Source organism: Pseudomonas sp. V98_8 (genome assembly GCF_029967975.1).
Lineage (GTDB): Bacteria > Pseudomonadota > Gammaproteobacteria > Pseudomonadales > Pseudomonadaceae > Aquipseudomonas > Aquipseudomonas umsongensis.
In genome coordinates, this window is sequence record NZ_JASCAE010000004.1 from 15,898 (window position 1) to 28,926 (window position 13,029).

The following is a 13,029-nucleotide window of genomic DNA, read 5'->3' on the forward strand; positions in this document are numbered from 1 at the left end:
CCCCCAACCGATCGTTCCCACGCTCCGCGTGGAATGCAGCCCGGGACGCTCCGCGTCCCAAGAGCGTCCATTGAGGCATTCCCACGCAGAGCGTGGAGCGATCAACCATCGGAGGAACCGAATGAAAACCCTCTGGCAACACTGCCACGTCGCAACCATGGCCCAGGGCGTGTACTCGATCATCGAGGATGCGGCCATCGTGACGTCCGGTGCACTCATCGAATGGGTCGGCCCGCGCAGCGAACTGCCGTCCGGCGAGTACCCGGTGGTCAATGATTTGAATGGGGCCTGGGTCACGCCGGGCCTGATCGACTGCCACACCCACACGGTGTTCGGCGGCAACCGCAGCGGTGAATTCGAGCAGCGTCTGCAAGGCGTCAGCTACGCGCAAATCGCCGCCAGCGGCGGGGGTATCGCCAGCACCGTGCGTGCCACTCGCGCAGCCAGTGAAGATGAACTGTTCGCCAGCGCCGCCAAGCGCCTGAAAAGCCTGATGCGCGACGGTGTCACCAGCATCGAAATCAAATCCGGGTACGGCCTGGACCTGGCCAACGAACGCAAGATGCTGCGGGTCGCCCGTCGCCTCGGTGCCGAACTGCCGGTCAGCGTACGCAGCACCTGCCTGGCGGCTCACGCCTTGCCGCCGGAGTACACCGATCGCGCCGACGACTACATCGATCACATCTGCAGCGAAATGCTCCCGGCCCTGGCCGCCGAAGGGCTGGTGGACGCGGTGGACGCCTTTTGCGAATACCTGGCGTTTTCCCCTGCCCAGGTTGAGCGCGTATTCGTCACTGCCCGGGAACTGGGCTTGCCGGTGAAGCTGCACGCCGAGCAGCTCTCGTCCCTGCATGGATCGAGCCTCGCGGCGCGTTACCACGCACTGTCGGCCGACCACCTGGAATTCATGACAGAAGACGACGCCATCGCCATGGCCAAGTCCGGCACAGTGGCCGTGTTACTGCCCGGCGCTTTCTATTTCCTGCGCGAGACCCAATTGCCACCGATGGAGGCCTTGCGCAAACACGGGGTGAAAATCGCCATCGCCAGTGATCTCAATCCCGGCACCTCGCCGGCGCTGTCGTTGCGCCTGATGTTGAACATGGCCTGCACCTGTTTCCGCATGACCCCGGAAGAGGCCCTGGCGGGCGCGACGATTCATGCCGCGACGGCATTGGGCATGGCCGCTACCCACGGTTCGCTGGAGGCGGGCAAGGTAGCCGATTTTGTTGCCTGGCAAATCGATCGTCCGGCCGACCTGTGCTACTGGCTGGGCGGCGACCTGGAAAAACGCGTCGTGCGTCACGGCGTAGAAACAAGTCTGTAGGAGAGCAGTTGTGGATAAGGTTCTGAACTTCAAACAAGGCCGCGTGCCGCTGCTGATCAGCATGCCCCACGCCGGTGTGCGCCTGACCCCCGCGGTCGAAGCCGGGTTGATCCCCGCCGCGAAAAGCCTGCCGGATACCGATTGGCACATCCCGCAGCTGTACGATTTCGCCGCCGAACTGGGTGCCAGTACCCTGGCCGCCGAATACTCGCGGTTTGTCATCGACCTGAACCGGCCATCCGACGACAAGCCTTTGTATGTCGGCGCCACCACCGGTCTGTACCCGGCGACACTGTTCGACGGTATTGCGTTGTTCCATGAGGGAATGGAGCCTTCGAAAGAAGAGCGCGCGACCTATCTGGAGCAGATCTGGACGCCATACCACAGCACCTTGCACAACGAGCTGGCGCGATTGAAAGCCGAGTTCGGCTACGCGCTGTTGTTCGATGCCCACTCGATCCGCTCGATCATCCCGCACCTGTTCGACGGCAAACTGCCGGATTTCAACCTCGGCACCTTTAACGGCGCCAGTTGCGATCCACAGCTTGCAACTCAACTGGAAGCGATCTGCGCGGGGCATCCGGACTACAGCCATGTGCTGAATGGGCGCTTCAAGGGCGGACACATCACCCGTCACTACGGCAATCCGGCGCAAAACATTCATGCCGTGCAACTGGAGCTGGGCCAGTGCACCTATATGGAAGAGTTCGAGCCGTTCCGTTATCGGCCAGACCTGGCAGAGCCGACGCAGGTGGTGTTGAAAGAGTTGCTGCAAGGCTTGCTTGCCTGGGGGAAGCAACGCTATTCGTTCTGAGTTGGCGATATCGGAGAGCCATTGGTCAGAACTGTCATTTATGACAGGTGTGTTTTAGCTCTGATCAAGCTAAAAACTTCTACGCTGGCCACCTGGCGAGGCTCAAGGAGAGCGAAAGGATATGTTGGACAAATCTCGTGAACCCGATGTTGCGATCTCATTACTGGCTGACGATTCAATGGCTGATCATGGAATGGTCCTGAGTGAGGTGCCGCGAATGCCGCAGCCGCCCACCATCACTTCCCCCTCTGAAGGCAGCCAGCATGCTGCCTTTTTTGATGTTCTGATAGAGGGGACCTGTGATGAGAATGCGACCAGTGTCGAGTTGCTGACCCCGAACAATACAAAATGGGCTGATGCAGCAATAGTGGGCTCTCGATGGTTTGCTTATCGAATATGGGGGGCATTTCAAGGAGATCTATCTACAGGTCTGTGGCTTGGTTGGTTGGGAGGTGGGGCTGGCACGGTGTCGGTCAAGGCCAGGCAGACTGTCGATGGGGTGCGTTCACAAGCAGGCAATCAAATCTCATTTGAAGTGGGCTATCAAATCGAGTCGCCCATCCCGACAATGACGCTTCCGGTTGCAGGCAGTGAGTATGTAATCGGAAGCGGCAATGGCCCCATTCTGCTCGGGGGGTGCGGGTCAGCCGTGAATGAACGGGAACCGCAGGTGGATGTGTTTATCAGTACCGAGGGAGGGTGGATGCCAGGGCACGCAGCGGTATTCAATGGCACATGGTTCTCCTCTTATTGGCACAGCTACCCCATCACTTCGACCTTCAGAGTAAGGCAAACAGTTAACGGTTTTATGCCGTCACAGGGTAGCGCCCCGATTGCGGTCAAATTCATTGCATCAGACGAGCGTTCTGATGACAGCCCAGCGACCGGGCTAACCGCTATTAAACCGTCCCCGCCGTCAATCACGACCCCTCTCGATGAGGCAACGTACTTTCTGGGAGAGCGGGTATTGGTGATGGGTACTTGTGAGGACGGGGCAACCATGGAGGTTGAATTTGACGGTAACCCAGTGGGCTGCAAATCATACGGGACGAACTGGTATACGTCTGTGAAAGCTGGTTTTCTGTCTTTTGGCTTATCCAGGCAAGTCAGGGCGAGACAACAAGTGCGAGGATCGGAGTTTTCCGATTGGAGTGATCCGGTCGCGATAAAATTCATAGTGGCTTCGCCCAAACTCATCTTCCCGACTGCTGAAAGCATTCATGAGGAAGGTGAAATGATGTTGTCCGGTCTTTGCGACAAGGGCGCCACAGTGGAAATAATCAACCCAGTCGACGGGAGACCACTGGGAAGGGTATCGGTGGCGGGCACTACTTGGGTGTGCATCGTCAAATGGGACAAGGGCCAAAAACACGTGGCTGCAAGGCAAATTTACCATGGGCATGAATCAGCCGTCAGTCAGCCTGTAACGTTCACGATACAGTAGTCCATTGAGGGTCGCGGGCATGGCTTCGTGTCAGACGCCACCGCGCCGAACAGGGTCGCCACAGTTCGGATTTGCAGCTTGATGCCGAGCGACCGATCGCTGATGGCCTCACCATGATGCTGTACACACAGAGGGGGTGGCACAAGGCTGTCTACGGGGGTGGGGGGCAGTTTGACGAGGTTGGTGCGCTCTATCAGACACTGATCAGCCCTATAGCGGAAAAAACGGGTAGTAAAACTCTGACTCTGTAAGTGCATGCTCATTGACGTAAATCGGGTTTATGATGCCCAACGGCAGAATAATAGAAGTCCCCCCAGGGATGACCTCGACCCCTTACGGAGTGCGCAATGCAGACTTTGTACCCGCAGATCAAACCCCACGCCCGGCACGATCTGGCCGTCGACGAGACCCACACGCTGTATGTCGACGAAAGCGGTTCACCGCAAGGTTTGCCAGTGGTGTTCATTCACGGCGGCCCCGGCGCCGGGTGTGACGCGGCGAGCCGATGCTACTTCGATCCAAACCTGTACCGCATCGTCACCTTCGACCAACGCGGTTGCGGTCGCTCCACCCCCCATGCCAGCCTCGAAAACAACACCACCTGGGACTTGGTCGCCGACCTTGAGCGAATCCGCGAGCACTTGGGCATCGACAAGTGGGTGCTGTTCGGTGGCTCCTGGGGTTCGACTTTGGCGCTGGCCTACGCGCAAACCCATCCGGAACGTGTGCACGGGCTGATCCTGCGTGGGATTTTTCTCTGCCGCCCGCAGGAAATCGAATGGTTTTATCAGGCGGGTGCCAGCCGTCTGTTTCCCGATTACTGGCAGGACTACGTTGCGCCGATCCCGATGGACGAGCGCGGCGATTTGCTCAACGCCTTCCATAAACGACTCACCGGCAACGATCAGATCGCCCAGATGCACGCCGCCAAAGCCTGGTCCACGTGGGAAGGCCGGACCGCGACGCTGCGTCCGAACCCGCTGGTGGTCGATCGTTTCTCCGAGCCGCAGCGTGCATTGTCCATCGCCCGTATCGAATGCCACTACTTCACCAATAACGCCTTCCTTGAACCGAATCAGCTGATTCGTGACATGGGCAAGATTGCCCACTTGCCTGGCGTGATTGTCCATGGACGCTATGACGTCATCTGTCCATTGGATAACGCGTGGGAACTGCACCAGGCCTGGCCCAATAGCGAATTGCAAATAATCCGGGACGCGGGCCATGCCGCCGCTGAGCCGGGGATTACCGATGCATTGGTACGCGCTGCCGACCGAATGGCCCGGCGCTTGCTAGACCTGTCGCCTGAAGAAGCATGAAGGGCTTGCTGCAACGCGTGCGCGGCGCGCGGGTGGAGGTAGCGGGGCAGGTGGTCGGCGCAATCGACCAGGGTTTGCTGGTGCTGGTAGCCGTCGAGCCGGACGACACGCGGGCCAGCGCCGACAAACTTCTCAATAAGCTGCTTAACTATCGTGTGTTCAGCGACGCTGAGGGCAAGATGAACCTGTCCCTGGCGGATGTGGGTGGCGGGTTGTTGCTGGTCTCGCAGTTCACCCTGGCCGCCGACACCAAGAGCGGGCTGCGACCGAGCTTCTCGACCGCGGCCCCCCCGGCCTTGGGCGAGGAGCTTTTCGGCTATCTATTAAGCAAAGCGAAACAGGTGCATGGCACTGTGGCATCAGGTAGATTCGGCGCGGATATGCAGGTGCACCTGGTCAATGATGGCCCGGTTACCTTCCTGTTACAGACCTGAAAGCGCTTGAAACATCTTTTTAAGCGCTTTTCGGTCGAAAACAGGCGTTTATCCCAATAAATACTTTGTTACCCCTGATGCGTTGTAACGCGGCCTACTAGATAATCGCGCGCTACGGGGATCAGCGTTCGTTGGTCCATTTTGACTTAGGTAGAGACTTGTCCGGATCCGATTGGGGAATCATTTTGCCCCAGCGGAGTCGGAACAATGCTCGCCAACTTGGCAAGAGTGGTCTGCAGAGTCGGCTTTTTCGTGCCGGATACCTGCTGGCCCTTTAACTGGCCGTTGGTTTTTTGATCTGTTTTCGGCGAGGGTTGCTCGTGATTGTTAGTCCCTGTAACGCACCAAAATTGACTGCCAAACGGTTTCGTAGCGCATTGGTAGCGGGCTCGGCACTGCTGTGCCTGCTCAGCGCCGGCCAGCTTTGGGCATTCAGTCTGGATGATGTATCGGTCAAGGCAAAAGAGCTGGCCGGGCAAAAGTACGAAGCTCCGCGCAGTAACCTGCCGAACGAATTTCGCGAGATGAAATTCGCCGATTATCAGAAAATTCGCTTCCTGACTGAAAAAGCCGAATGGGCCGATCAGAAGACACCGTTCAAGCTGTCGTTCTATCACCAGGGCATGCATTTCGATACGCCGGTGAAAATCAACGAAATCACGGCGAACACCGTCGAAGAGATCAAGTACGACCCGAGTCGTTTCGATTTCGGCGACGTCAAGTTCGATCCTAAGGCCACCGAGCAGCTGGGCTACGCCGGTTTCCGCGTCCTGTACCCGGTCAACAAGGCTGACAAGCAGGACGAAATCATGACCATGCTGGGCGCGAGCTACTTCCGCGTGGTCGGCAAGGGGCACGTCTACGGCTTGTCCGCTCGCGGCATGGCGATCGATACCGCACTGCCGTCCGGCGAAGAGTTCCCGCGTTTTCGCGAGTTCTGGATTCAACAGCCGAAACCGGGCGACAAGCACCTGGTGATCTTCGCCCTGCTGGATTCGCCACGGGCGACCGGCGCCTACCGCCTGACCCTGCGTCCGGGCAGCGACACCATTGTCGACGTCAAGGCGCAGATGTTCCTGCGCGACAAAGTCGGCAAACTGGGCATCGCGCCATTGACCAGCATGTTCCTGTTCGGCGCCAACCAGCCATCGAAAGTCCTCAACTACCGTCGTGAGCTGCACGATTCCAGCGGTCTGTCGATCCATGCCGGCAACGGTGAGTGGATCTGGCGTCCGCTGAACAACCCGAAACACCTGGCGGTGAGCAACTTCTCCGTCGAGAACCCGCGTGGTTTCGGCTTGCTGCAACGTGGTCGTGATTTCAGCCACTACGAAGACCTCGACGACCGCTACGACAAGCGCCCAAGCGCCTGGATCGAACCGAAGGGCGATTGGGGCAAGGGCACCGTCGATCTGGTCGAGATTCCGACCGCCGACGAAACCAACGACAATATCGTGGCGTTCTGGAGCCCGGAAAAGATGCCGGAGCCAGGCCAGCCGCTGGACTTCGCTTATCGCATGCACTGGACCATGGACGAAGCGGCGTTGCACGCACCGGACAGTGCCTGGGTCAGTCAGACCCTCAAATCCACCGGTGACGTCAAGCAGTCCAATCTGATTCGTCAGCCGGACGGCAGCGTTGCCTATCTGGTGGACTTCGAAGGTCCGTCCCTGGCGGCTTTGGCCCCGGATACGGATGTGCGCAGCCAGGTCAGCGTCGGCGAAAACGCCGAACTGGTCGAGAACAGCGTGCGCTACAACCCTGAAACCAAGGGCTGGCGCCTGACTCTTCGGATGAAGATCAAGGACCCGGGCAAGTCCACCGAGATGCGTGCTGCACTGGTGCAGAACATCGTGCCTGCCGATCTGGCCAAGACTTCGATTCCAGCATCCACTTCTTCCGTTGCCAAGGCCGACAAAGTTGCCGCCAAGCAAGCGGAGAAAGCAGACAAGGAAGCGAAGGCCGCCGAGGCCAAGCAGGCCGAAGCCAAGCCAGTCGCAGATGCCAAGGACAAGGCGAACAACAATGACGCCAAGCAGCCTGCTGCTGCCGACGCGGTCCCAGCCACACCGGAATCGGCATCGACTGAAGAAGTCCTGACCGAGACCTGGAGCTACCAGTTGCCTGCCGATGAGTAATTCTCAAGTACAGCCAGAGACTCTATCCGAGTATCTGGCACATCTGCCGATGACCGACCAGCAGCGCGCGGAACTCGCGGGCTGCAAGTCCTTCAGCGAATTGCACGAGCGTTTGTCGTCTTCGACATTTGATGCCCCGACCGAGGCCGCCCAGGCATCGGTTGGCAAGCGCCTGACCCTGAGCACCGCTGAAGAGTTGCAGGACGCTGAAATGCTGGCGCTCGACGCCAGCGGGCGCGTCTGCCTGAAGGCGACCCCGCCGATTCGTCGGACCAAGGTCGTGCCAGAGCCATGGCGTACCAATATCCTGGTGCGCGGCTGGCGACGTCTAACCGGTCGCACCAACCCGCCGAAACCGCCTAAAGACGAGAATGTGCTGCCGGCGGCGCGCTGGCGCACGGTCGGTTCGATCCGTCGCTACATTCTGTTGGTCCTGATGCTCGGACAAACCATCGTCGCCGGCTGGTACATGAAAGGCATCATGCCGTACCAGGGCTGGTCGTTCGTCGACCTTGATGAAGTCCTGCACCAACCGCTGTTGCAAACCGCCACGCAAGTGCTGCCGTATGCATTGCAGACCAGCATCCTGATCTTGTTCGGGATTTTGTTCTGCTGGGTCTCGGCCGGTTTCTGGACCGCGCTGATGGGCTTTCTCGAGCTGCTCACTGGTCACGATAAATACCGTATCTCCGGCAAAAGCGCTGGCAACGAGCCGATTCCGAAGGATGCGCGCACCGCACTGGTGATGCCGATCTGTAACGAAGACGTGCCTCGGGTATTCGCCGGCCTGCGTGCAACGTTCGAGTCGGTCGCCGCCACAGGTGACCTGGATCGCTTTGATTTCTTCGTGCTCAGTGACAGTAACGACGCCGATATATGCGTCGCCGAACAGCAAGCCTGGCTGGACGTCTGCCGCGAAGCCGGTGGCTTCGGCAAGATCTTCTATCGTCGCCGCCGTCGTCGTGTGAAACGTAAAAGCGGCAACCTCGATGACTTCTGCCGTCGCTGGGGGGGTGACTACAAGTACATGGTCGTGCTCGATGCTGACTCCGTGATGAGCGGCGAGTGCCTGACCAGTCTGGTACGCCTGATGGAAGCCACGCCGGACGCCGGGATCATCCAGACCGCGCCACGTGCGTCGGGCATGGACACCCTGTATGCGCGCATGCAGCAGTTCGCTACCCGTGTGTACGGTCCACTGTTCACCGCTGGCCTGCACTTCTGGCAGTTGGGCGAATCCCACTACTGGGGCCACAACGCGATCATCCGCATGAAGCCGTTCATCGAGCACTGCGCCCTGGCGCCGTTGCCGGGCAAAGGTGCATTTGCCGGTGCGATCCTGTCCCACGACTTCGTCGAAGCCGCGCTGATGCGCCGTGCGGGTTGGGGCGTGTGGATTGCCTATGACTTGCCGGGCAGCTATGAAGAATTGCCGCCGAACCTGCTGGACGAACTCAAGCGTGACCGTCGCTGGTGCCACGGTAACCTGATGAACTTCCGCCTGTTCCTGGTCAAGGGCATGCACCCGGTGCACCGCGCCGTGTTCCTGACCGGCGTGATGTCTTACTTGTCGGCGCCACTGTGGTTCTTCTTCCTGGTGTTGTCGACGGCGCTGCTGGCGGTCAATACGTTGATGGAGCCGCAATACTTCCTCGAACCGCGCCAGCTCTATCCGCTGTGGCCACAATGGCATCCGGACAAGGCGATTGCGCTATTCTCGACCACCATCGTGCTGCTGTTCCTGCCGAAGCTATTGAGCATCATCCTGATCTGGGCCAAGGGCGCGAAAGAGTTCGGTGGCAAGTTCAAGGTCACGCTGTCGATGCTGCTGGAGATGTTGTTCTCTATGCTGCTGGCGCCGGTGCGGATGATTTTCCACACCCGTTTCGTGCTCGCCGCATTCCTCGGCTGGGCCGCGACCTGGAATTCGCCGCAGCGTGACGACGACTCCACACCCTGGAGCGAAGCGGTCAAGCGCCACGGTCCGCAGACCTTGCTGGGTTTCTTCTGGGCACTGCTGGTGATCTGGCTGAACCCAAGCTTCCTGTGGTGGTTGGTGCCGATCGTCGGTTCGCTGATGTTGTCGATCCCGGTGTCGGTGATTTCAAGCCGCGTCGGCCTGGGTCTCAAGTCCCGTGACGAGAGCCTGTTCCTGATTCCGGAGGAATACAATCCACCGCAGGCGTTGCTGGCGACTGACCAGTACACTCATGAAAACCGTTATCACGCGCTCAAGGAAGGCTTCATCCGCGCGGTGGTCGATCCACAGCAGAACGCCCTGGCGTGTGCGCTGGCGACCTCGCGGCACCGTGAGGCCGAGCCGATCGAATGGCTGCGGGTCGAGCGGGTGCGGCACGCGATGAAAGTCGGGCCTGAAGGCCTGACCAACAATGAGCGGGTACAGCTGCTGAGCGACCCGGTGGCATTGGCTCGCTTGCATGAGCAGGTGTGGAGCGAAGGTCACCCCGGGTGGTTGGGTGCGTGGCGCAAGTCGGTCCAGGCCGACCCCCATGCACCGCTGTTGCCGCTCCAGCCGCTGAGCGCCCAGCCTCAGTTGGCGTAACAAAAAAAACCCGCGAAAGCGGGTTTTTTATTGATCGTTGGGACGCGGAGCGTCCCTGGCTGCGTTCCCACGCAGAGCGTGGGAACGATCAATTACCCAAAAAACTTGTGCAATTGGACAGGTGCGTTAGCATCCCTCCCCGAATTGGTGCGCCCGGACCGTTTTGTGTCCGTATCTATCGGTTTTCTCAGGAAAAACTGTCGATTTCGTGCCGCAAACGCAATGGTTTTGGGGACTTGAAGATGAAGAAGTATCTGTCGATGCTGCTGGTCAGCGTCATGGCATTGGTTGCAGTCAGCGCGGCGCAGGCCGGTGCCATTGATGACGCGGTCAAGCGCGGCACGTTGAAAGTCGGCATGGACCCGACTTACATGCCGTTCGAAATGACCAACAAGCGCGGCGAGATCATCGGTTTCGAAGTCGACATCCTCAAAGCCATGTCCAAGGCCATGGGCGTCAAGCTGGAGCTGGTGTCCACCGGCTACGACGGCATCATCCCGGCCCTGCTGACCGACAAGTTCGACATGATCGGCAGTGGCATGACCCTGACCCAGGAGCGCAACCTGCGCCTGAACTTCAGTGAACCGTTTATCGTGGTCGGCCAGACCCTGCTGATCCGCAAGGAGCTGGAAGGCACCATCAAGTCCTACAAAGACCTGAACACCGCCGACTACCGCATCACCTCCAAGCTCGGCACCACCGGCGAGATGGTCGCCAAAAAGCTGATTGCCAAAGCCAAGTACCACGGCTACGACAACGAACAGGAAGCTGTGCTCGACGTGGTCAATGGCAAGGCCGACGCCTTTATCTACGACGCCCCTTACAACGTTGTGGCGGTGAACAAGGTCGGCAACGGCAAGCTGGTGTTCCTCGACAAGCCGTTCACCTACGAGCCGCTGGCCTTCGGCCTGAAGAAGGGTGACTACGACAGCATCAACTTCATCAACAACTTCCTGCACCAGATCCACGAAGACGGCACCTACGATCGCATCCATGACAAGTGGTTCAAAGACACCGCTTGGCTCAAGGATATGGAGTAAGGCCTCAGACCGAGTCGCGTCAACGCCAGCAAGCCGGCTCCTACAGGATTGGCGCCGGACACACCTGTTGTGTTCACCCAAATCAACTGTAGGAGCCGGCTTGCCGGCGATGGCGGCCTCCCTGGCGACACAGAATCCGGAACCTGCATACCCAATGAAACAGAAAAAAGCCCAATGGCCCTGGCACGTCCTGACCGTGCTGGTGCTGATCGGCCTGGCTGGCGCGTTGTATTACGCCACCTCGCTGATGTCGTACGAATGGCGCTGGAACCGCGTACCGCAGTACTTTGCCTACCACGCCGAAGAATCCCAGCGCGCCGCCGACATCTCCACCGTCAGCGAGTTAGTGCGCAAGGGCGATAAAGCTGAGGTCACGCTGCGCAATGACGCAGGGGACGAACAACATCTGACCGTCGACGAAAACAGCCTGCAAGTCGCCCAAGGCGATGATGTGGCCGAAGGCGATGTGATTGGTGTAACCCGCCACTGGGCCGCCGGACCCCTGTTGTGGGGTCTCTGGACCACGCTTTGGCTGTCGGTGGTGTCCGGCGTGCTAGGCCTGTTGATCGGCCTGGCGACCGGCCTGTGCCGGCTGTCGAACAACCCGACCCTGCGCGACCTCTCGACCATCTACGTCGAACTGGTGCGCGGTACACCGCTGTTGGTGCAGATTTTCATTTTCTACTTCTTCATCGGTACCGTAATGAACCTGTCCCGGGAGTTCGCCGGGATCGCCGCGCTGTCGCTGTTCACCGGCGCCTACGTCGCAGAGATCATCCGCTCCGGCGTGCAGTCGATCGCCCGTGGCCAGAACGAAGCCGCGCGCTCGCTGGGCTTGAATGCTGGCCAGTCGATGCGTCATGTGGTGCTGCCGCAAGCGTTCAAGCGCGTACTGCCGCCGCTGGCCGGTCAGTTCATCAGTCTGGTGAAAGACACGTCGCTGGTGTCGGTGATCGCGATTACCGAACTGCTCAAAAGCGGTCGTGAAGTCATCACCACCTCGTTCTCGCCGTTCGAAATCCTGTTCTGCGTCGCCGGCCTGTACCTGTTGATCAACCTGCCGCTGTCGAAAATCGCCAGCAGGCTTGAGCGGAGGCTCGCGCAAAGTGATTGAAGTCCGCGATCTGGTAAAAGTCTACGACACCCGCGGCCAAGTGGTGCGCGCGGTGGACAACGTCAGCACGACCGTCGCCAAGGGTGAAGTACTGGTGGTCATCGGTCCGTCCGGTTCCGGCAAGTCGACCTTCTTGCGTTGCCTTAATGGCCTGGAAGAGTTCGATTCCGGTTCAGTGAGCATCGACGGCCTGCAACTGGCCGATCCGAAAACCGACGTGAACGCCTACCGCCGTGAAGTTGGCATGGTATTCCAGCATTTCAACCTGTTCCCGCACATGACCGTGCTGGAAAACCTGTGCCTGGCGCAGAAAGTCGTGCGCAAGCGCGGCAAGAAAGAGCGCGAGGCCAAGGCCATGGTGCTGCTCGAAAAGGTCGGTATTGCACAGAAAGCCAACGAATTTCCGTCGCGGCTGTCCGGCGGCCAGCAACAGCGGGTAGCGATTGCCCGGGCGCTGGCGATGGAACCGAAGGTGATGCTATTCGACGAGCCGACCTCGGCGCTCGATCCGGAAATGGTTGGCGAAGTGCTGGATGTGATGAAGACGCTGGCTGTGGAAGGCATGACCATGGTCTGCGTGACCCACGAGATGGGCTTTGCGCGGGAAGTGGCGGATCGGGTGTTGTTCTTCGATCATGGCAAGTTGTTGGAAGACGCCTCGCCAGCGGAGTTCTTCGATGCTCCGAAGGATCCACGGGCGCAGGCGTTTTTACGCCAGGTGTTGTGAGCCGGTTTGATCTAGCGTTGTACGTCACGCAGCAAAACGCTTGGGCGCCTCCTGCCCACAGAATCTAAAACTGGACGAAGACTCTGTGGGCGCAGGAGCTTGCTGTCGG

10 protein-coding genes are annotated in these 13,029 nt (G+C 59.4%); all 10 read left to right on the plus strand.

Translation table 11 applies throughout. The features are described from left to right. Positions 1-121: 121 nt before the first annotated feature. Positions 122-1,327: an imidazolonepropionase gene (hutI, locus tag QLG10_RS04050; protein WP_110755247.1), complete on the plus strand. Its 1,206-nt coding sequence runs from the start codon at positions 122-124 to the stop codon at positions 1,325-1,327. Between the two features lie 10 nt (positions 1,328-1,337). Next, complete coding sequence (hutG, locus tag QLG10_RS04055) at positions 1,338-2,141, plus strand: N-formylglutamate deformylase (RefSeq protein WP_110755246.1); 804 nt, start codon at positions 1,338-1,340, stop codon at positions 2,139-2,141. Positions 2,142-2,262: 121 nt separating this feature from the next. Continuing rightward, positions 2,263-3,585: a hypothetical protein gene (locus tag QLG10_RS04060; RefSeq protein ID WP_282485654.1), complete on the plus strand. Its 1,323-nt coding sequence runs from the start codon at positions 2,263-2,265 to the stop codon at positions 3,583-3,585. 347 nt (positions 3,586-3,932) lie between these two features. Further along, the gene (pip, locus tag QLG10_RS04065; RefSeq protein WP_033042745.1) at positions 3,933-4,904 is read left to right on the plus strand and encodes a prolyl aminopeptidase; all 972 of its coding nucleotides are present in this window, start codon (positions 3,933-3,935) and stop codon (positions 4,902-4,904) included. Next, positions 4,901-5,338 carry a D-aminoacyl-tRNA deacylase gene (dtd, locus tag QLG10_RS04070; RefSeq protein ID WP_020798516.1) on the plus strand — a complete coding sequence of 146 codons (438 nt, stop codon included), beginning with the start codon at positions 4,901-4,903 and terminating at the stop codon, positions 5,336-5,338. Before pip ends, dtd begins: the two co-directional genes overlap by 4 nt. Before the next feature lie 320 nt (positions 5,339-5,658). Further along, entirely contained in the window at positions 5,659-7,476 is a 1,818-nt protein-coding gene (locus QLG10_RS04075; RefSeq protein WP_110755244.1) for a glucan biosynthesis protein G, read from the plus strand. Next, the gene (gene mdoH / locus QLG10_RS04080; RefSeq protein WP_110755243.1) at positions 7,469-10,039 is read left to right on the plus strand and encodes a glucans biosynthesis glucosyltransferase MdoH; all 2,571 of its coding nucleotides are present in this window, start codon (positions 7,469-7,471) and stop codon (positions 10,037-10,039) included. Before QLG10_RS04075 ends, mdoH begins: the two co-directional genes overlap by 8 nt. A gap of 242 nt (positions 10,040-10,281) precedes the next feature. Continuing rightward, positions 10,282-11,079 (plus strand): transporter substrate-binding domain-containing protein, encoded by a 798-nt coding sequence (locus tag QLG10_RS04085; protein WP_110754762.1) that lies wholly within the window; start codon positions 10,282-10,284, stop codon positions 11,077-11,079. A 154-nt stretch (positions 11,080-11,233) separates the two neighbouring features. Further along, on the plus strand, positions 11,234-12,193 hold the full coding sequence (locus tag QLG10_RS04090) for an amino acid ABC transporter permease (protein WP_110754764.1): 960 nt from the start codon (positions 11,234-11,236) through the stop codon (positions 12,191-12,193). Beyond that, entirely contained in the window at positions 12,186-12,920 is a 735-nt protein-coding gene (locus QLG10_RS04095; protein ID WP_110754760.1) for an amino acid ABC transporter ATP-binding protein, read from the plus strand. Before QLG10_RS04090 ends, QLG10_RS04095 begins: the two co-directional genes overlap by 8 nt. Positions 12,921-13,029 lie beyond the last annotated feature (109 nt).